The sequence below is a fragment of the Aggregicoccus sp. 17bor-14 genome, assembly GCF_009659535.1.
GTDB lineage: Bacteria > Myxococcota > Myxococcia > Myxococcales > Myxococcaceae > Aggregicoccus.
Genome location: NZ_VJZZ01000010.1, coordinates 38975 through 57642 on the forward strand (window position 1 = coordinate 38975; position 18668 = coordinate 57642).

Annotated in this window: 17 protein-coding genes; 8 read left to right on the forward strand and 9 right to left on the reverse strand. The window is 72.9% G+C overall.

Going from position 1 to position 18668, the window contains the following annotated elements; translation table 11 throughout:
- The first annotated feature begins 62 nt into the window (after positions 1 to 62).
- From FGE12_RS19250 to FGE12_RS19265, 4 genes are all read left to right on the forward strand, one after another.
- On the forward strand, positions 63 to 509 hold the full coding sequence (locus FGE12_RS19250; protein ID WP_153867983.1) for a carboxypeptidase-like regulatory domain-containing protein: 447 nt from the start codon (positions 63 to 65) through the stop codon (positions 507 to 509).
- A 69-nt stretch (positions 510 to 578) separates the two neighbouring features.
- A complete protein-coding gene (locus FGE12_RS19255; protein ID WP_153867984.1) occupies positions 579 to 1442 on the forward strand; it encodes a phosphatase PAP2 family protein in 864 nt (287 codons plus the stop codon).
- Positions 1443 to 1561: 119 nt separating this feature from the next.
- The gene (locus FGE12_RS19260) at positions 1562 to 1831 is read left to right on the forward strand and encodes a GlsB/YeaQ/YmgE family stress response membrane protein (protein WP_153867985.1); all 270 of its coding nucleotides are present in this window, start codon (positions 1562 to 1564) and stop codon (positions 1829 to 1831) included.
- 109 nt (positions 1832 to 1940) lie between these two features.
- Positions 1941 to 3116, forward strand: coding sequence for a metallophosphoesterase (locus FGE12_RS19265; protein ID WP_370459071.1), 1176 nt, complete (start codon positions 1941 to 1943; stop codon positions 3114 to 3116).
- On the opposite strand, the gene FGE12_RS19270 is transcribed toward FGE12_RS19265, so the two are convergent.
- The 3 genes from FGE12_RS19270 to FGE12_RS19280 form a co-directional block, all read right to left on the reverse strand.
- The gene (locus FGE12_RS19270; protein ID WP_153867986.1) at positions 3094 to 4395 is read right to left on the reverse strand and encodes a DUF418 domain-containing protein; all 1302 of its coding nucleotides are present in this window, start codon (positions 4393 to 4395) and stop codon (positions 3094 to 3096) included. The genes FGE12_RS19265 and FGE12_RS19270 overlap by 23 nt on opposite strands.
- Before the next feature lie 84 nt (positions 4396 to 4479).
- A complete protein-coding gene (locus tag FGE12_RS19275) occupies positions 4480 to 5592 on the reverse strand; it encodes a hypothetical protein (RefSeq protein WP_194798073.1) in 1113 nt (370 codons plus the stop codon).
- A gap of 74 nt (positions 5593 to 5666) precedes the next feature.
- Positions 5667 to 6299, reverse strand: a complete 633-nt coding sequence (locus FGE12_RS19280) for a LysE family translocator (RefSeq protein ID WP_153867988.1) — start codon at positions 6297 to 6299, stop codon at positions 5667 to 5669.
- 188 nt (positions 6300 to 6487) lie between these two features.
- On the opposite strand from FGE12_RS19280, the gene FGE12_RS19285 reads away from it, so the two are divergent.
- Positions 6488 to 7348 carry a hypothetical protein gene (locus tag FGE12_RS19285; protein WP_153867989.1) on the forward strand — a complete coding sequence of 287 codons (861 nt, stop codon included), beginning with the start codon at positions 6488 to 6490 and terminating at the stop codon, positions 7346 to 7348.
- A 10-nt stretch (positions 7349 to 7358) separates the two neighbouring features.
- Here FGE12_RS19285 and FGE12_RS19290 read toward each other — a convergent pair whose 3' ends face one another.
- Complete coding sequence (locus tag FGE12_RS19290; RefSeq protein WP_153867990.1) at positions 7359 to 9914, reverse strand: M1 family metallopeptidase; 2556 nt, start codon at positions 9912 to 9914, stop codon at positions 7359 to 7361.
- A 101-nt stretch (positions 9915 to 10015) separates the two neighbouring features.
- Complete coding sequence (locus tag FGE12_RS19295; RefSeq protein WP_153867991.1) at positions 10016 to 10312, reverse strand: YiaA/YiaB family inner membrane protein; 297 nt, start codon at positions 10310 to 10312, stop codon at positions 10016 to 10018.
- A gap of 99 nt (positions 10313 to 10411) precedes the next feature.
- On the opposite strand from FGE12_RS19295, the gene FGE12_RS19300 reads away from it, so the two are divergent.
- Positions 10412 to 11320, forward strand: a complete 909-nt coding sequence (locus tag FGE12_RS19300) for a LysR family transcriptional regulator (RefSeq protein WP_153867992.1) — start codon at positions 10412 to 10414, stop codon at positions 11318 to 11320.
- Positions 11321 to 11876: 556 nt separating this feature from the next.
- Here FGE12_RS19300 and FGE12_RS19305 read toward each other — a convergent pair.
- The 4 genes from FGE12_RS19305 to FGE12_RS31000 are packed head-to-tail and all read right to left on the reverse strand — an operon-like array spanning position 11877 to position 15727.
- The gene (locus tag FGE12_RS19305) at positions 11877 to 12686 is read right to left on the reverse strand and encodes an acyl-CoA thioesterase II (RefSeq protein ID WP_153867993.1); all 810 of its coding nucleotides are present in this window, start codon (positions 12684 to 12686) and stop codon (positions 11877 to 11879) included.
- A gap of 38 nt (positions 12687 to 12724) precedes the next feature.
- On the reverse strand, positions 12725 to 14215 hold the full coding sequence (locus FGE12_RS19310; protein WP_153867994.1) for a transglutaminase-like domain-containing protein: 1491 nt from the start codon (positions 14213 to 14215) through the stop codon (positions 12725 to 12727).
- 50 nt (positions 14216 to 14265) lie between these two features.
- Complete coding sequence (locus FGE12_RS19315; protein ID WP_194798074.1) at positions 14266 to 14652, reverse strand: GNAT family N-acetyltransferase; 387 nt, start codon at positions 14650 to 14652, stop codon at positions 14266 to 14268.
- Entirely contained in the window at positions 14606 to 15727 is a 1122-nt protein-coding gene (locus FGE12_RS31000; RefSeq protein ID WP_153867995.1) for an ATP-grasp domain-containing protein, read from the reverse strand. The genes FGE12_RS19315 and FGE12_RS31000 overlap by 47 nt, the downstream gene beginning before the upstream one ends.
- 119 nt (positions 15728 to 15846) lie before the next feature.
- Here FGE12_RS31000 and FGE12_RS19325 point away from each other — a divergent pair, with 119 nt between their 5' ends.
- Together FGE12_RS19325 and FGE12_RS19330 are read left to right on the forward strand one after the other, a co-directional pair.
- Positions 15847 to 17136 carry an HD domain-containing protein gene (locus tag FGE12_RS19325; RefSeq protein WP_153867996.1) on the forward strand — a complete coding sequence of 430 codons (1290 nt, stop codon included), beginning with the start codon at positions 15847 to 15849 and terminating at the stop codon, positions 17134 to 17136.
- On the forward strand, positions 17133 to 18662 hold the full coding sequence (locus tag FGE12_RS19330) for an MBL fold metallo-hydrolase (protein WP_370459072.1): 1530 nt from the start codon (positions 17133 to 17135) through the stop codon (positions 18660 to 18662). The genes FGE12_RS19325 and FGE12_RS19330 overlap by 4 nt, the downstream gene beginning before the upstream one ends.
- Positions 18663 to 18668 lie beyond the last annotated feature (6 nt).

Sequence of the window (18668 nt, forward strand, 5' to 3'; positions counted from 1 at the left end):
CCGTGAAGCGTCTCGGGCGAGCGCGCGCGTAGCTTTCGAGCCAGCTCACCACCGGAGGCCCGATGACCCGCAGCGTTCTCCTGATTCTGTTCGTCGTGCTCTGGAGCCTGGAGGCCTTCGCGCAGTCGAACTCCGTGACAGGTACCGTCATGGACCTGGACACAGGAACGCCGCTGGCGAATGTCGAGGTATTCGCGTACCAACCTGGAGCTCCCGTGCTGTACCAGGTGCTCTCCGACGCGCAGGGAAGGTACCGACTCGTCGGGATGCCGGTCGGAAAGGTCTCGATCGAGTGCCACAGAGAAGGGTTCGAGTCGGTCTCACCCCCGATCGTGGTCGACCTGCGCGGAGGCCGCACCCTACAGGTAGACCGGGAGATGGTGCCCCTCGGGTACAACACCGAAGTGCTGCTCCCGCTCCCATCACCCGCGATCGACGTCGGGTCGAGTGGAACCGCGACCAATCTGGGCGGCGCCTTTCGCCGCCTCGTCCCATTGTTCTCGCGTTGAGCACCTCGCAGACGGCGGCATCCACCGCTCGACCCTGCACCACACGCGGCTCGACGCCGGACATCGCTCGTGAGACTCGGGGACATGGTCGCGCTGCTGCTCTCGCTCCTCGTTCGCTCGCCGGTGCTCGCCGCGACGCCTCCGCACCCTGCGACGGTCGCATGGCAGGCCCCTTCGCCCACCCTCGACCCCGCGGCTCGCGCGCTCGCCGCCCCCGACCCGCGCTCGCTCTACCGGATCTCTCCCGCGCGCGACGGCGCCCTCATCGCCGCGGGCGTGCTCACGGTGGCCGTCCCCTACCTCTTCCTCAACGGCACGCTCGACCAGCGCTGTCCCTGCGACCCGGCCGAGGTGAACGCCATCGACCGCGGCGTCATCGGCAACCACAGCCGCACGGCGACCGTCGCCGCCGACCTCACGGTGGGGCTCGCGGTGGCGGGGCCGGCCTTCGCGGACCTGGTGGACCTGGGGGTGGGGCGCACGCTCGGCGAGGACCTCACTGTGTATGCCGAGACGCTCTGGCTCAACGGCGCGCTCGTCGCGGTGACGAAGTACGTGGCGCAGCGTCCGCTGCCGCGCACCTATGCGGGAGACGAGGCGCTCATCCACAGCGCCGCGGGCTACCGCGCCTTCTACTCCGGCCACACGGCCACCACGGTGGCCGCGCTCACCGCCGCGGCCTTCACGCTGGAGCAGCGCTATGGCCCGCGCCTCTGGCCCTGGCTCGTCACCGCGGGGCTGGGGGCCTCTGTCGGCTTCGAGGTCGTGGCGGCGGGGAGCCACTTCTACAGCGACGTGCTGGTGGGAGGCGTGGCGGGGGCGGCCGTGGGCTACCTCGTCCCGCGCCTGCACCTGCGCGGCGAGGGCGCCGCCGCGCTGCGACCGCTGCCGGTGCGGGGCGGCGCGGGGCTCGCCTACGTGCGCGCGTTCTGACCGGGAGCCGGATCGAGGCCTCGTCCCCCCGTCCGGAGAGCAGGCGAGCAAGGCTTCGCAGGGGGCGCCTCATGGCCAGATTGCACCCAGGTGGAATGAACGCTTCACAAGGGGGAACCATGACTTTGGAAACCATTCTGGTCTGGGCAGTGATTGGCCTCGTGGCGGGCTGGCTCGCCTCGGCGGTGGTGGGCGGTGGCTACGGGCTCATCGGCGACATCGTGGTGGGTATCGTGGGCGCCTTCCTGGGCGGCTTCATCTTCCGGGCGCTCGGCTCGGGCGCGCCGTTCGGCGGCCTGGCGGGCACCATCTTCGTGGCCTTCGTGGGCGCGGTGGTGCTGCTGCTCATCTTGCGGCTGCTGCACCGCGGAACGCCGCGCAGGGTCTGACCTGAGCTGACCCGGGCGGCCCGGCGGCGCTGCGGCGCACCGGGCCGCCGGTTATCGTCTCGCGCCCGCAGCCACCGGTGGCTGCGCACGGAAGAGCGGAGCGAGACGCGTGGCGAGACGGCACGGAGCGAAGCGGCAGGGCGGAGCGGGACGCGGGCGGCTGCTGCTGGGGCTGCTGCTCCCGCTCGGCGTGCTCGCGGCGCTGCACTACTACATCGGCGCGCGGCTGCTCTCGGCGCCGCACGTGCCGCAGCCCTGGGCGGGGCTGGGCTGGGCACTGCTCGCGCTGCTCGGGCTCTCCATCCCCGGAGGCGCAGTCGCCACGCGCCGGCGCGGCTCGCGGGCGGCGCGGGCCATCTACCTCGTGGGCATCGGGTGGCTGGGCGCCTTCGGGCTGCTGCTGACGGGAGCGCTGCTCGCGCAGTTCGGCGGGGCGCTGCTCTCGCTCGCGGGCGTCGCCGCGGGGGCACGCGCGCAGGCGCTCGCGGTGGCGCTCGGCGTGCCGGCGGCGCTGGTGGTGGGCTTTGCCACCGCGCACGGACGTGCCCGGGTGGAGCGGCTGCGGGTGCCCATGCCGAACCTGGGCGCGGGGCTCGCCGGCGCGCGCATCGTGCAGATCTCCGACATCCACATCGGCCCCACGCTGGACCGGCACTTCCTGCGCCGCGTGGTGGAGCAGGTGAACGCGCTGCAGCCGGACCTCGTCGCGGTGACGGGAGACCTGGTGGACGGGAGCGTGGAGGCGCTGCGCGACGAGGTGGCACCGCTCGCGGGGCTGCGCGCCCCGCTGGGCGTCTACTTCGTCACCGGCAACCACGAGTACTACAGCGGCGGCGCGGCCTGGAGCGACGAGGTGCGGCGCCTGGGGCTCACGGTGCTGCAGAACGCGCACCGGGTCGTGGAGCGGGGCGGGGCGCGGCTCACGGTGGCCGGGGTGACGGACTACAACGCGGGCCACATCGACCCGGCGCACGAGAGCCGGCCGGACCTCGCGCTCGCCGGGGCGCCCGCGGGCGTGCCGCGCGTGCTGCTCGCGCACCAGCCGCGCACGGCGGAGCAGGCGCAGGGCCTGGGCGTGGACCTGCAGCTGTCCGGGCACACCCACGGCGGGCAGATGTTCCCCTTCATGTTCTTCGTGCGGCTGCAGCAGCCGGTGGTGCGCGGGCTCGCGACGCTGTTCGGCACGCGCGTGTACACGAGCCGCGGCACCGGCTACTGGGGCCCGCCCCTGCGGCTGGGGCCCGCGCCGGAGATCACCGAGCTCACGCTGGTGCCGGCGGCCTAGCCGTGAGCTCGCGGCGCATGGGCTGGCGCTGGCCGTAGGTGAGCGAGCGCCACAGCCACTCCGCGGGCCCGAAGCGGAAGTGCGCGAGCCACAGGTGGCTGAGGGCCACCTGCACGCAGAAGAGCCCTGCGATGAGCGGGATGCAGTGCGCGGGTGACAGCCGCCCGATGAGCGAGAGCCCGTAGCCGTAGAAGAGCCACAGGCTCACCAGCGTCTGCGTGAGGTAGTTCGTGAGCGCCATGCGCCCTGCAGGCGCGAGCAGCGAGAGCAGCCGCCGCGGCCCCGGGCGCTGGAAGGCGAGCGCGATGAGCGAGGCGTAGAGGGCCGCGAGCCCGAGGAAGCCCAGCTCGCGCACCGAGGGCAGGAGGGTGAAGACGGGCGAGTGCTCGTCGAGCACGCCGCGCACCGTGAGCACCCGGGACACCACCGCCGCGCCGTTGCCCAGGACGCCCAGCACCAGCCCCCAGCCCAGCAGCAGCCGCCGCAGCAGCGCGCGGTGCGCGGGGACGTCCTGGAAGAGGCGCATGCGGCCCGCCACGAGCCCGAGCAGGAACTTGCCCAGCACGGTGAAGAGGTAGCCGAAGAGCATCGGCTTGAGGAAGTCGTGCACGTAGATGTCCGCGTTGGCCCGCACCACGCGCGCGTAGCCGCCGGCCGCGAAGGCCTCGAGCGTGGGCGCCTTGATCGCGGCCGAGTGCTCCGCCGCCAGCTTCGCCGCCGCCTCCGCGGCCTCGCGCCCGTGCAGGAGCACCGGCAGGAAGCGCTCGCCGAGAGGGACGAGCAGGGGCGGCAGCAGGATGAGCGCGAGCGCGAGAGGCAGCAGCTGGCGCGAGGGGCGCGCGCGGAACAGCAGCAGCGCGAAGCCCGTCACCGCGTAGATGGCGAGGATGTCGCCGTACCAGAGCGCGAACAGGTGGGTGAGCCCGAAGAGCAGCAGCACGCAGAGCCTGCGCGTGTACAACGGCACCACCGAGGCGCCGCGGGCCTCTGCGCGCAGGAGCTGCACGGAGAAGCCCAGGCCGAAGAGGAAGGCGAACAGCGTCATCGCCTTGCCCGCCACGAAGAAGTTGAAGAGGTGGAAGGCGGCCGCATCCAGGGGCGAGCGCAGCCACGCATCCATGCGCGCCTTGGGCAGCAGCACCACGCCGCTGAAGTAGAGCGCGGCGTTGGAGAGCCAGACACCGCCGAGCGCGAAGCCGCGCAGCACGTCCAGCAGGGCGATGCGCTCGCCACTGTCCACGGGACGGGCGGCGGGAGAGACGGAAGAGGAGGGGCGCATGAGCGCGGGCAAGCAGAGCAGGCCCGCAGCGCCGGTCAAGGCGCGCGGCGTCGCCGCGCCGCGTGCCCAGCCTGCGACATCGCCCTACCGCGCGTGGAAGGAGCGCACCGCCTGCGCGAGCTCGCCCTGCACCCGCGCGTAGCCCGCTGCGGGCGCGAAGGCGAAGAGCTGGTAGAGCGCGCCCTTCTCGGCGCGCACCACGATCTCCATCTCCACCCGCTGTCCCTGCATCGTGCCCGCGGCGTGGACATAGCCGGGCTCGTCGGCGAGCGGAGAGCCTCCTGCCGGGAGCTCGGCGAAGTCGGGCGCTGCGCGGTGCATGTTCTCCAGCACCGCGCTGCGCACGCGCGCCAGGTCCACCTGCGCATCCGCCTCCAGCGGCTCGGCGAGGATCATCAGGTGCGCATCCGCGCTCGGGAGCACCAGCCAGCGGTCCGCGAGCGGGTTGTCCTTCGCGGCGGCCTCCTGGGTGCGCTGCAGCCAGCCACCTCCCGGCGGCGTGAGCCCGTACGGGAAGCGGCGCCCGCCGAGCTCCCCTGACGGCAGCGGCTCCAGCTCGCCCTGGAGGCTCATCATCGGGCCGGCCAGCAGGTTCGCTCCTGCGCGCAGCGCGAGGGTGCCCGCCGCGGTGAGCGCCGCGAAGAGCGTGATTGCCGAGAGCGCGACCACGCGGCGCACCCGCCCGCCTCCCCACAGCAGCAGCGCGAGCGCGGCGCTCACCACCAGCTGCATCACCACGCCCACCCAGTTGCCCTGCACGCCCAGCAGCACCGACCAGATCAGCGCCCCCAGCACCACGCGCAGCCGCGCCCAGTCCAGGTGCTTCGCATTGCCTGCGAGCAGCGAGCCGCCGATGAACAGGTCGATGACGCTCGGAGCGAGCGTGCTGCCCACCGGCATCCCGGCACTCGCCTCACGCGGGAGGAGCAGCGTGGCCAGCAGGTTGGTGACCGCCACGAGCAGCAGCGCGGCGCCCGCCGCCTTGAGCGAGGGCACCTCGGCGCCCAGCGCGTGCGCGTCCTCCGGAGGCAGCCCCGCCCAGGTCGGCTCCGGGGGCGCAGGCGCCACGGCAGCCGCTTCCGCGGCAGGCGCCTGCACCGCCGCAGCCTGTACGGGGGTGGCGCAGCGCGGGCAGGTGCCCTCGGGGCGCAGGCGGTGCTTCAGCTGACACGACGGACAGGAGACCCAGGCGTCCACGTTGTTTCCTCGGGAGTTGGCGAGCTCGCAGACTATCCCGGGAGCGCTGCGGAGGCCCAGAGGGGGGGGGGCCTTCAGCGCCGCTGCTGCAGCGCGAGCCGCACGCCCAGCCCCACGAAGACGACGCCCGTGAGCCGTTGCAGGAGCGCGCTGCCGCCCACCCGCGCCCGGCCCCAGCGCCCCGCGCCGCTCGCGGCGAGCGCGACGGCCAGGTTCACCAGCGTGCCCGAGGCGTTGAAGAGCACGCCGAGCAGGAGCAGCTGCAGGGGCACGCGCCCGCGCGCGGGGTCCACGAACTGCGGCAGGAAGGCGAGGAAGAAGAGCGCCACCTTCGGGTTGAGCACGTTGGTCACCACGCCCTGGCGGAAGATGGCCCACAGGCTCGCGGGCGCCACGCGCTGCGTCCCCGCGCTCGCGCCCGCGGGGCGCAGGATCGCGCGCAGGCCGAGGTACACGAGGTACGCCGCGCCGCCCAGGCGCACGGCGTCGTACGCGAAGGGCACGGCGAGCAGGAGGCTCGAGAGCCCCAGCACCACCGCAAGCGTGTGGAACACGGTGCCGCCCGCGATGCCCAGCGCGCTCGCCACCCCCGCGCGCCGCCCCTCCGAGGCGCTGCGCGCGATGACGTAGAGCATGTCCGGGCCGGGCGTGACGTTGAGCGCCAGGGTCGCGCCCATGAACAGCAGCAGGTTGGTGGGGTCGGTCATCGCAAGGGCCACCAAAGCGCTTTGCGCCGGCGCTGGCCAGGGGCGGGGCGTGCTAGAAGGGTTACATGAAGTTCAAGGCTTTCGCGTTTGCGCTGTTGGTCTGTGCCTGCGGGTCGGATTCAGGGAAGCCCGAGATCTCGACTCCGTACGCTGCGGAGTGCTGGGGGAATCCCTGCCCTGCCGAGGTGATGGTCGCAGACCAGGGCCAGGTGTGGTCCGTCGCCGCCGACGGCGAGCACGTGTACTGGGTGGGAGGCACGCCGCGCCGTGTGCGCCGCGTTCCGGCGGCGGGCGGCGTGGTGGAGGACCTCACGCCGGCCGAGAACGAGCAGCCCTGGAAGCTCGCGCTCGACGCGGGCTGGCTCGCGTGGACGATCGAGACCACCGAGTCGAGCCCGCTCTGGGCAATGCCCATCCCCCCGAATGCCACGCGGGTACACCTGCCCGGGGCCTTCTACAAGGACACGCTCGCGGTCTCCGGAGGCTTCGTCTACGCCGCCAACAACGACGGAGTGTGGCGGGTGAGCCCTGCGACGGGCGTCTCCGAGCGGGTGCTGGACGTGGGCGCCTCTCCGCTCGCGGCCGATGCGAGCGGCGTCTACGCCGTGGACGGGCTGAGGCGCCAGGTCCTGCACAGCGCCGGCCCCGGCCAGGGGCAGGTCCTCGCCACGCTTCCCCGCGAGCCCTCCGTGCTGAGGCTCGCGGTGGACGCGGACTTCGTCTACCTCCTGTACCGGTACGCCACCCGGGAGTGCCAGACCACGCTCGCGCGCGTCCCGAAGACCGGCGGTGAGCCCGTGACGCTCCTCACCGACGCGCGCTGCGGCATGGACCTCGTCGTGGACGGGACCTACCTCTACTGGCTCGCGTTTGCGGAGCAGCCGCAGATGCGCAGCTTCCTCTCGCGGATCCCCAAGGCGGGCGGCGACGCGGAGCTGCTCGCCGGAAACCTTCCGCCCGGCGGAGGCCTCGCCCAGACCGCGACGCACCTGTACTGGGGCGAGGCCATCAGCCCCAGCACGGGGCGCGTGCTGAGGCTCTCGAAGTAGGCCGCGCTCCCTAGCCCTGCGCCTTCAGCCAGGCAGCCACCTGGGGCATGGCGCGCTCGCGCAGCGCCACGTCCTGGCTGAGGCGCTCCAGGGTCTGCTCCGTGGCCTGCGCGGCCTCGGGCACGGGGTTCGCCTTGAGGTGGGCGCGCGCCTCCTCGAGCTGTTTGCGGTCGCGCAGGAGCCCCATCGCCTCCACCACCCGGCGCAGCAGCATGGGGGCGTTGCCGGTGCGCGCGCGCACCTCCGGCCAGCGCTGGCGCATCGCGTCCCAGAAGCCGTCCCGGCCGGTGCGGTTGCCCATCAGCCCGCTGATGAAGCCGGACACGTCCTGCATGGGCACGGTCTCGCTGAAGAGCAGGCCCTGGGCCTGGGCCGCGAGCAGCGGGTGCTCGAAGGCGGTGAGCGCCATGAGGTAGCGGCGCTTGGTCGCCGGGTCCGGCTCGGTGGGGAAGCGCGCGAGCAGCGTCTCGAAGAGCGCCGAGTCGCCGTCGCGCGCGGCGATGCCCACCGCGGAGTCGAGCAGGTTCGCATCCAGCGCGCCCTTGTCCCCGGCGAGCATCCGGTCCACGCGCGGGCGCAGCTCGGTGAGCGCGCCGTTGCTGCGTGCGATGCCGCCCACCGCGCGCACCAGCGCCGCGCGCCGCAGCCGCTGGTCGTCGCCCTCGCCCGCCTTCGCATCCCAGCCCACGCGCGCGAGCTGCGGCGAGAGCAGCGCCTCCACCCAGCTGCGGAACTGCACCGCGTCCGGGCCCTCGGTGAGGCGGCTCTCCACGTACGCGAGCCGGCCCACCAGCTCGTCGAGCACCGCGTAGTCCTCCTCGTCGCGGAAGGAGGCGGCGAGCGTGAGGAACGCGCCGATCTCCGCCTTGCCCGAGCGCACCAGCGCCCACTGGTCCGCGAGCAGCCCGATGCGCTCGGCAGGGGAGAGCGCGGTGCGCTGCGAGGCGAGCGCGGCGAGCAGGCGCGCGTCGTACGCCGTGCGGTAGAAGCCCGTGGAGCCCGCGTTCGCGCACAGCCACTGCACCTCGCCCTTGCCCGGCAGCTCGATCGACAAGAGCTTCTCGCGCAAGAGCACCCGGTGCTCGCGCACGCCGCCCGCATCCGCGTAGCGCAGCACCACCGGCACCGGCCACTGCTCGGCGCTCTCTACGCCGGGCTCGGAGTAGAAGCGCTCCTGGCGCAGCGCGAGGCGGCGGCCGCCCTCGAGCGAGGCGGTCACCAGCGGGTAGCCGCTCTGGCGGATCCACGCGTTGGCCAGCTCCACCACCGGCTCCTTCGAGGCCTGCGCGAGCGCGCCCCACAGGTCGTCCGCCACCGCGTTGCTGCGCGCGTGGGTGCGCATGTACTGGCGGATGCCCTCGCGGAAGGGCCCCTCGCCGAGGTAGCCCTCGATCATCCGCAGCACCGCGCCGCCCTTCTCGTAGGTGATGGCGTCGAAGCTCTCGCCCGCCTCGCCCGCGTTGCGCACCTCGCCGCGGATGGGGTGGGTGCTCTTGAGCGCGTCCAGGTGCAGCGCCACCGCCTTGCCCGCGTCGAAGTCCAGCCACACGCGCCACTGCGGCTTCCAGTCGGCGACGATCTTGTAGGCCATCCAGGTGGCGAAGGCCTCGTTGAGCCAGAGGTCGTCCCACCACACCATCGTCACCCAGTTGCCGAACCACTGGTGCGCGAGCTCGTGCGTCACCACCTCGGCCACGCGCTTCTGCACGCTCAGGGGCGCGGTCGCCGGGTCCAGCAGCAGCGCCACCTCGCGGTAGGTGATGAGGCCGGCGTTCTCCATCGCGCCCGCCTCGAAGTCCGGGATGCCTACCTGGTCCACCTTGCCGTAGGCGTAGGGCAGCCCGAAGTAGTCCTGCAGGCGCGGCAGCACGTTGAGCGCCACGTCCTGGCCGAAGGCCGTGAGGTGCTTCTTCTCCGGCAGCGCCCAGGTGCGCACGGGGATGCTCCCCACGCGCCCCTCCTCGCAGCCCTGCAGCTCGCCCACCACCAGCGCGACGAGGTAGCTGCTGAGCACCTCGGTCTCCTGGAAGGTGACGCGGCGCAGGGCACCCTCGTTCACGTCCGAGACGACGGCGCCGTTGGAGAGCGCGGTGACGCCCGGGGGCACCCGCACGCTGAGCGCCCAGCGCGCCTTGAAGGCCGGCTCGTCGAAGCAGGGGAAGACGCGGCGCGCGTCGGCCGCCTCGAACTGGGTGGCCGCCACCTTGCCCGCGAGGTACAGGCCGCGCAGGCCCTTGGTGAAGTGGCCCGTCCAGGCCACGTCCAGCTCGCAGTCGCCCGCGGGCACCGCCTCCGCGAAGCGCAGCACCACCGTCTCGCTCACCGGGAGCGCGGTGACGGAGGCCGGGGTGAGCGTGCGGCCGCCCGCGCGCAGGGCCACGCGCCCCAGCTCGAGCGCGATGGCGTGCAGCACCACCTCCTGCGCGGGCTTCTCGAGCGAGAGCGCGATGGTCTGCTCGCCCTGGAAGCTCTGCGCCTGCAGGTCCAGGGTGAGCGTGGCCGCGTAGCGGCGGGGGCGGATGGTGAGCGGGAGACGGAAGTTCTTGTCGTCGGTCGTGGGTGCCATCGCCCCCGAACATGGACGAGGCGCAAGCCTCTGTCATCGCTCGGTTGCGGCCTCCGTCGGAGGTGGACAGCGGCTGCTGCCTGCCCCCCTGCCTTGCGGCCCTACAGCTTGGGCTGCAGGGGGTCCACGTCCGCGAGCAGCTTCGTCACCCGCGCGTCGTCGATGCGCGCGGTGAGCCGCTCCTGCTCGTGCTGGTCGCGCACCGTCTTGGCGAGGCTGAAGGAGGAGCCCACGCTGAAGAGAAGTCCCATCGCGAGGAAGGCGCGCGTCCAGGCGTCCACCGGCAGGTGGTAGATGCCCACCGCCGTCACGCCCACCGCGAGCGCGAAGGAGGCCCAGGTCTGCAGGACCCAGCCGCTGCTGTGGGCCTGGGGAAGGGGAGCGTGCGTGCGGGACATGGCGGGACCTCCGGTGCGGCGGGTGATGCACGAAAGCCTGCCCGCGCCCGCCGATAACGTCATGGAACAAGGAGGCCGCGATTCGATAACCTGCCGTGTATGACCAGCCTGCAGCGCTTCGAGGGCTTCTACTGGGTCGCACGCTGCGAGGGCTACGCCCGCGCCGCCCGCGCCTTCCCGTACCCCATCACCCAGCCCGGGGTGCACCAGCAGGTGCGCAGGCTGGAGGAGGAGCTGGGGGTGCGGCTCTTCGAGCGCGTGGGCAAGGACCGCGTGGTGCTCACCGCGCAGGGCCGCACGCTCTACGCGCACGTGGCCCCCTTCCTCGAGGCCCTGCCGGGGCTCGCCGCGCAGCTGCGCGGAGGGCAGGTGGGCGGCACGCTGCGCATCCACGCCTCGGGGCACGTGCTGCGCCACCTGCTGCCTGCGTGGCTGCGGCGCCTGCAGCAGCGGCGGGCGGACATCGAGGTCGCGCTCTTCGAGGCCAAGGTGCCCGCGGTGGCGCAGGTGCTGGGAGGCGAAGCGGACGTGCTGGTGGACCACCTGCCGGAGCTGCCCGGGGGGCTCGAGGCCCGGGTGGTGGCCCACACCCGCGCCTTCCTCGTGCTGCCCGCGCACCACCGGCTCGCGCGGCGCGCGCAGCTGAGCCCGGCGCAGCTGCTCGCGCAGCTGAACGACGAGCCCTTCATCGCCTACAGCGCGGATGCACACCTGCGCGGCGTGCAGCTCGCGGCGCTCGCTGCGCATGGGGTGACGCCGCGCCGGGTTCACGCTGCGGACTCCTCGGACACCATCCTCGGCTTCGTGGCCGCGGGGCTGGGCTACTCGCTGCTCGCCTCGCTGCTGCCGAAGGGGCCGCAGCTGCCCGGCGTGGTGGCGCGCCCGCTCGAGGGCGCCGCCCCACGCTACCCGGTGCACGCGGCGTGGCGGCGCGGCGCCGCGCCGCACCCGCTGGTGGAGGCGCTGCTCGCGCTCGCCCCGCCCATTGCACCTCCGGCTGCGCGCTGAACCTCTTCGGCTCAGTGGCGCCACGGGAGAGGGTGGAGCAGCTCAGGGCGCGGTCGGCGTTGGCGAAGCTGAGCCGGTGCTTCGACGGACACGCAAGAGTGGCGCGAGGGACACGGCCTCGAGAAGGAGAGGCTGGGTAGGGGACGGGGCTTCTCCGGGTGGGTGAAGCCGTCCACGACGTGCGGGACGGCTGTCTCGAAAGGAGACGCCCCTCCCGGGCGCGGACCGGCGCGCGATGCAAAAAGGTAAAATCCTATTTTACGTTTTTGCGCGACGCGCGCCGCCGCTCCCGAGGGGGCACACACGCAGAGTGAAGTGCTCGCTCCGTGCCTCCCCTGAGCGCCGCGCGGCGGCAGCGCCCCACCGCGAACGGCCGAAGCGCTCCGTCAACCTTCCAGTCCCTACGCTCCCACCAGCAAGCCAGCATTCCGTACGAGAGGCGACGCCTCTGGAGCAGCACGGCGCGCGCATGGAGTCGCGGGCGCGAGTAGCTGGTGCGCGGTGCCGCGTTGCCGCGCGACCCCGGCGCTCCGCTTCACGACCCACCTGAAGCGGCTCAGGCGAACAGCGCCGCCACCTGCCGCAGCTGCGCGAGCAGCTTGCCGTCCTCGCTCCACAGGTGCGCGGTGTCGTCCGCGTAGCCGCTGGCCGCGTGGCGCGAGCTGCCCACGCGCAGGAAGAAGGCGTCGTCCGCGGCGTGGGCCTGCGGCAGGGCCGCGTAGAAGTGCGCCGTGTAGTCCATCGTGGCGAGGTTGCAGAAGCCCTCGGCGCGCACGCTCGCGGCCGGAGGAAACGCGTCCAGCAGCGCGACGGCGAGCGGGGCGTCCAGCGGCGTGGGCACGCGCGGGCGGATCCACCCGCCCAGCAGCGCCTCCTGGGCGCCGGAGAAGGGCGGGGCGCCCACGGCCCAGCGGTAGTCGAAGTGCTGGGCGAAGGTGGGCAGCAGCTCGCTGGGCACCTCGGGCAGCTCGCGCGGAGGCGACACGGCCGGGGCCTGGTGCGTGTCCCAGCGCAAGGACGACTCGCGCGACACCGCGAAGGTGCCGCTCGCCAGCGCCGCCACGCCCCCTGCCTGCTCGAGCCGCGCGGACAGGTGGCTCACCTGGCGCCCCGCGCGCTCCACGCGCACCTGCAGCGTGGCGGGCCCGGCGCTCACCGGCGCGCAGAAGTGCACCGTGAAGGAGCGCGGCAGGCGCTGCGCGTCCGCCAGGTGGTGCAGCATGGCGCGCAGGATGCCTGCGCCCACCACGCCGCCGTAGGCGCCGCGCCCCTGGAACCAGTCCGCGCCGATGAGGGCCTCGTACTGACCCTGGCTCTCGGGACGGGGAGCCCAGGTGCTGGCGAGGAGGAAGGGAGAGGAGGTCATGGCGCGGACCTTAACGGCCGCGGCCCTTCCGGTCAGCGCTAACGGACTTCGACGACCTTCAGTTGCCCGATGAGCGGGGTGATCTCGGCGTTGCCCTCCTGGCCCACGCCGAAGTGGGTCGCGTCCGCGACGAGCTGGTTGAAGGTGGGGTCCATCTGGGTCCACTCGCCCACGTAGGCCTCCACCCACTCGTGCCAGTAGAGCGCGGGCACGCGGTCCTCGTTCATCAGGTACACCACGCCGTCCACGCGCCGCGAGGGGATGCCGGCGGCACGCAGCAGCGCCACCGCGAGCAGGCTGTGCTCGGTGCAGTCCCCCTTCTTCTGGCGCAGCACGTCCGTGGCCCGGTCCGCGCTCGCCCCGTAGTCCTTCTCGAGGTTCGTCGCCACCCAGGTGATGATGCGGCGCGCGGCCGCCTGCGCGTCCTTCTCCGGACCCACGATGCTCTTGGCGAGCGCGCGGATCTGCGGGTCGCTGCTCTCCACCACCAGCGTGCTCTTGAGGTTCTCGCCGCCCTCCGGGTCCTTCACCGGGAGCTGGGCCTTCGCCGCGGGGCCGGGCAGGGCGGCGCGCGTGCGCACCACCACGCGGCCGCCGGGCTCCTGCGTGTACTGCTGGCGGTAGCTGTTCTGCTGGAACTTCTGCGGCAGCCCCGTCATCACCAGGGTGACGGTGCCAGGGATGGCGCGCGCCGTCTCGGGCAGGGCGCGCGGCAGCACGATGCGGGTGAGGCCGAACACCTCCACCTGGTCCAGCCGCTTCGCCACCGACTCGGGCTCGGCCACCGCGCGCATGGTGCTGCCGAAGTTGACCTCCACCACCTCGCCCTCGCCGGAGACGAAGACCTCCACCGGCACGTTCTCCTTCTCGGAGACGGTGACGGCGCGCGAGAGCCGGACCTTGACCCCGGCGAGCGTGCGCTCCACCGCGGGCTCCAGCGTGGTGCTCACCCCGTACTGCTCCAGGTCCTGCCCGTCCACGATGCGGCCCTTCACCGGCTGGCCGCGCAGGAGCGCCACGCGCGCCTGGTCCGCGTCCTCGAGGGTCTCCTTCGTGGGCGGGAGGTTTCGCACCTCGTTCGGAAGCCCCGGGCGCTTGCGCAGCACGCGCAGGCCGGTGGGCGTGGCGCTGCCCTCCAGCACCTGCTCGCCGCCGTCACCGGACTGCATCACCTTGAAGCCGAGCAGGCGTCCACCGGGGCGCGACTCGTAGGTGCGCTCCTCGCGCATCACCCGCTCGCTCACCTTGGTGCCCACGTTCGCCTTGAAGACGAACTCGTTCACGCTGAGCGCGCGGCCGTCCGGCAGGGCCTTCAGGTCGGTGAAGATGTAGCCGACCTTCTTGTCCATCAGGTACAGCCCGAAGTACTCGCCGCCCGCGGGCCGGCGCGCCTTGAGCGCATCCGAGAGCGCGCCCTTGGAAGCGTTGACGGCAGCGGGAGCTGCACTGGGCTTGGAGGGAGCCGCCGGCGCGGCGCCCAGCAGGGCGGCCGCCGCGAGCGGGAGGGCGAGGACGAGGGGTCGGCGCATGGCAGGCCTCTGACGCGCGGGCGGCGGGTTTGTTCCCGGCAAGCGGGGGATTACAGCCGCTTGCCCAGGATGATGAGGTCGTCGCCCAGCTTGTAGAAGTCGCGGAAGCGCGCCTCCTCGCCGTACTTCATCGCGGCGTAGAAGCCGCGGGTGGGGCCGTAGGCCTCGGTGGCGCTGGTCTCCACGCGGATGAGGCGCGCGTTGCGGCGGCGCAGGTCGCCCTCCATGCCGCTCACCAGCGCCGCGCCCACACCCTGGCCGCGCACGGTGGGGTCGGAGGCAATCCAGTACAGGTCGTACGTGCCCTCGGTCATCGGCGTGGGGCCGTAGCAGACGTAGCCGACGATGTTCGCGTCGCCCTTGTCGGCGACGAGGATCTGGTAGTCGGGGTTATTCGGCTGAAGCGCGAGGTCCACGAGCTCGATGGCGACCTCCACCTCCTGCGGCGAGAAGGTTTCGACCCGACGGATGAGCGAGGCGAGGGGTTCCCGGTCCTTTGCGACGATGGGACGGATTTCCATGGGTCCTTTCCAGGGCGATCTCCACCAGCTGGGTGGCGAGCGCGGGATAGTCGAGACCTGCCGCCGCGGCCGCCTTGGCGTAGCCGGCCTGCGGGTGGAGGTCACAGTTGGGGTTGATGTCGATGACGTAGGGGGTGCCGTCCGCGGCCACGCGCATGTCCACGCGCCCGTAGTCGCGGCACTCCAGCGCCTCGAACGCCGCGAGCGCCGTCTGCACGCAGCGCTCCTCGAGCGCCTCGTCCAGCTCGCACAGCACGGACGGGCTGTCCTGGCACTCCGGGCTCTCGGACTCCCACTTCGCGCGGTAGCTCACGATGTGCGGCCGCGACTCGAAGGCCTTGCCGAAGCGGATCTCGCTCAAGGGCAGCGCCGCGCGCGGCGCGTTGCCCAGCAGCGGGACGTAGATCTCGCGCCCCGCGATGAACTGCTCCACCAGCGCGGGCTGCTGGAAGGTGCGCAGCACGTGCTCCACGGCCCGCGCGAGCCCCGCGCGGTCGTGCACCACCGAGTCGAAGTCGATGCCCACGCTCGCGTCCTCGCGCGCCGGCTTCACGATGAGCGGCCAGGGCAGGTCCACCGCGAGCGCATCCTCGAGCTTGTGGCACACGTGGAAGGCGGGGGTGGAGACGCCGCGCACGCGCAGCAGCTCCTTCGCCTTGTTCTTGTGCAGCGCGAGCCCCAGCGACAGCGCGCTGGAGCCCGTGTAGGGCACGCCCACCAGGTCCAGGAGGCAGGGCACGGCCATCTCGCCGCGGCTGTCGGCGGCGAGTGACTCGCAGAGATTGACCACCAGGTCGGGGTGCAGGCGCTCGAGCGTCTGGACGAAGTCCAGTCGGGCGCCCTCCACGGCGAGCGGCTCGACCCGGGCTCCTGCCTGGTCCAGCGCGTGGCCGAGGGCGCTCGCGACGCGCATCACATCCTCGCGCGCCTCCCGTCCGGGGTCGTCCTCGAGGAGGTCGTGGTCGCGGTTGTGAAGGATGACGATGTGCATTCGCAGGTGGGCCAGAGGGTTAGCACGGCTGCCGGGAGGTGCCCAGTCTTCGCATCACGGACGCTTGGCTGGACGCCGTCGCTGCCTTCCGGGCGGCGCGGGGATATGACGAGCAAACCATGCGGATTCGCGACCCCATCCACGGCACCATCGCGGTGAGCGACGAGGAGAAGGCCGTCATCGACAGCCTGCAGTACCAGCGCCTGCGCCACGTGCGGCAGCTGGGCTTCGGCGACCTCGCCTTCCCGGGGGCCACCCACACCCGCCACGCCCACTCCCTGGGGGCCATGCACGTGGGCAGCCGCCTCTTCGGCGCCGTGGCAGCCCGCTCGGGGCTCCCCGAGGACGTGCGCGCCCGCTTCTGCACCGCGGTGCGGCTCGCGGTGCTGTGTCATGACATTGGCCACATGCCGCTCAGCCACGCCTCGGAGAAGATCGCCCCCCGGCGCGCGACGCTGCGGCTGCCCTCCTGGCTGGATTCCGTGGCGGAGGGCGAGCAGGCGACGCACGAGGACTTCACCGCCAAGGTCATCCTCGACAGCTCGCTCACGCCCATCATCGAGCAGCGCTTCGCGCCCCTGGGGGTGACCCCCAGCGCCATCGTGAGCCTCATCACCGGGGCCCGGCCCCCCAGGGACCCCGGCTTCACGCACCGCGGCGTGGACTGGACGCCGCTCTTGCGCGGCCTGGTGAGCGGGGAGCTGGACGCGGACCGCATGGACTACCTGCAGCGCGACTCCTTCTACACCGGGGTCAACTACGGCCGCTTCGACCTGGACTGGCTGGTGAGCAACCTCAACCCGGCGGAGAAGGGGGGCAAGGCCTACCTCGCGCTGGGGCGCAGCGCGGCCTTCGCCTTCGACGACTTCCTGCTCAGCCGCTACCACATGTTCGTCTCGGTGTACCTTCACCACACCTCGGTGAACTTCGACTACATGCTGCGCCGCTACTACGAGGAGGCGCCCGGGGAGTTCGAGATCCCGAGCGACATGGAGGCCTTCCTGTTCTGCGACGACGTGGCACTCGCGCACACCCTGCGCAAGAGCAAGAACCGCTGGGCCCAGCGCATCACCCGGCGCCAGGGCTACAAGCTGCTCGCGCACTTCACCGAGCGCGACGCAGGCTACGACCTGGACGTGCTCAAGGGCGCCCTGGTGAGCGCGGGCCTGGACCACTTCTCCATCGAGAGCCGCGGCGTGCTCAGCAAGTACTTCAGCGAGGGCGCGGGCCCCAGCCTCTTCATCCTCGACAACTCCACCGGCCGGCTCACCGAGGTCGCGCGCTACACGCCCCTCTACCAGCGCTACAGCGGCGCGGTGCGCCTCAGCCGGCTCTACGTCCGGCCCGACCAGCAGGACACGGCGCGCAGCCTCATGAGTCAGGTGCTGGGCCAGGCGGTGCAGCCGTGAGCGAGCGCTTCCCCGGCATGCCCCCGCCGCCTCCGCCCGCAGAGCCGCGGCTCGCCGCGGTGGTGGTGCTCTACCGGCGCACCCCCTTCGGCGTGGAGGTGTTCTGGGTGAAGCGCGAGCGCGCGCTCGCCTTTGCGGGCGGCTTCTACGCCTTCCCCGGCGGCAAGGTGGACACCGCGGACGCGCAGGTGCCCATCGCCGGCGCGAGCGGCGAGGACGCGCTGGTGCGGGTGGCGGCGGCGCGCGAGCTCTTCGAGGAGGCGGGCGTGCTGCTCGCGCAAGGCGCCGAGGCGCTGCCCCCCGAGCGCCGGGACGCGCTGCGCCGGCAGCTGCTGGACGGGGACGTGGGCTTCGGCGCGCTGCTCGCGAAGGAGGGGCTCAGCTTGCGCGCCGAGGACCTGCGGCCCGCAGGAAGGTGGATCACCCCGGCCTTCATGCCGGTGCGCTTCGATGCGCGCTTCTTCCTCGTGGAGCTGCCCGCGGGCGCGCAGGCGGAGGCCTGGGGCGGCGAGCTCGCGGAGGGCAGCTGGGTGGTGCCCGGGGATGCGCTCTTGCGCTGGCGGCTGGGCACCGCGCTCCTACACCCGCCCAACCTGCACGCGCTGCAGGTGCTCTCCCAGTTCCAGAGCGAGAGCGAGGCGCGCGCGCGGCTCGCCACGCCCAACCACTGCCCGGCCTTCATCGCGCAGCGGCTCGAGTACCAGCAGGGCGTGCGGGTGATGGCGCTGGAGACGGACACGCTGCCGCCCGCCACGCATACGAACGCGTACGTGCTGGGCACCGGCCAGCTGCTCATCGTGGACCCGGGCGCGAGCGACGTGCGCCAGTACGCGAAGCTGCTCAGCCTGGTGGCGGGGCTGAAGGACGAGGGCAAGCGCCCGCTCGCGGTGGTGCTCACCCACCACCACGCGGACCACATCGGCGGGGCGCGCGCGGTGAAGGAGCGGCTCGGCATCCCGCTGTGGTGCCACGCGCGCACCGCGGACCGGCTCGACTTCCCGGTGGAGCGGCTGCTCGAGGACGGCGAGGTGCTCACCCTGGAGGGAGACCCCGTGCAGCACTGGCGCGTGCTGCACACGCCGGGGCACGCGCAGGGGCACCTGTGCTTCGTGGAGGAGCGCACGCGCGCCGCGGTGGTGGGGGACATGGTGGCCGGCGTGGGCACCATCGTCATCGACCCGCCCGAGGGCGACATGCAGGACTACCTGAAGCAGCTCGCGCGCCTGCGCGACCTGCCGGTGGGCACGCTCTACGCCGCGCACGGGCCGCCCATCCCGGACGGGCCGCGCAAGCTGGAGGAGTACCTGGCGCACCGCCGCGCCCGCGAGGAGCGCATCCTCGAGGCGCTGCCGGACCGCGGCGCCGGGATCACCGTGCACGAGGTGGTGGGGCTCGCCTACGCGGACACGCCCCCCTTCCTCCACCCGGTCGCCGAGCGCAGCGCGCTCGCGTCGCTCATCAAGCTCGAGCGCGAGGGGCGCGTGCGCGTGGACGGCCTGCGCTACGCGCGGATCCCCAGCCCCTGAGGGGGC

Coding starts and splice junctions, on each gene's coding strand:
- FGE12_RS19250 (WP_153867983.1), top strand. CDS start 63: ATGACCCGCAGCGTTCTCCTGATTCTGTTCGTCGTGCTCTGGAGCCTG.
- FGE12_RS19260 (WP_153867985.1), top strand. CDS start 1,562: ATGACTTTGGAAACCATTCTGGTCTGGGCAGTGATTGGCCTCGTGGCG.
- FGE12_RS19270 (WP_153867986.1), bottom strand. CDS start 4,395: ATGCGCCCCTCCTCTTCCGTCTCTCCCGCCGCCCGTCCCGTGGACAGT.
- FGE12_RS19280 (WP_153867988.1), bottom strand. CDS start 6,299: ATGACCGACCCCACCAACCTGCTGCTGTTCATGGGCGCGACCCTGGCG.
- FGE12_RS19285 (WP_153867989.1), top strand. CDS start 6,488: ATGGTCGCAGACCAGGGCCAGGTGTGGTCCGTCGCCGCCGACGGCGAG.
- FGE12_RS19290 (WP_153867990.1), bottom strand. CDS start 9,914: ATGGCACCCACGACCGACGACAAGAACTTCCGTCTCCCGCTCACCATC.
- FGE12_RS19295 (WP_153867991.1), bottom strand. CDS start 10,312: ATGTCCCGCACGCACGCTCCCCTTCCCCAGGCCCACAGCAGCGGCTGG.
- FGE12_RS19300 (WP_153867992.1), top strand. CDS start 10,412: ATGACCAGCCTGCAGCGCTTCGAGGGCTTCTACTGGGTCGCACGCTGC.
- FGE12_RS19305 (WP_153867993.1), bottom strand. CDS start 12,686: ATGACCTCCTCTCCCTTCCTCCTCGCCAGCACCTGGGCTCCCCGTCCC.
- FGE12_RS19310 (WP_153867994.1), bottom strand. CDS start 14,215: ATGCGCCGACCCCTCGTCCTCGCCCTCCCGCTCGCGGCGGCCGCCCTG.
- FGE12_RS31000 (WP_153867995.1), bottom strand. CDS start 15,727: ATGCACATCGTCATCCTTCACAACCGCGACCACGACCTCCTCGAGGAC.
- FGE12_RS19325 (WP_153867996.1), top strand. CDS start 15,847: ATGCGGATTCGCGACCCCATCCACGGCACCATCGCGGTGAGCGACGAG.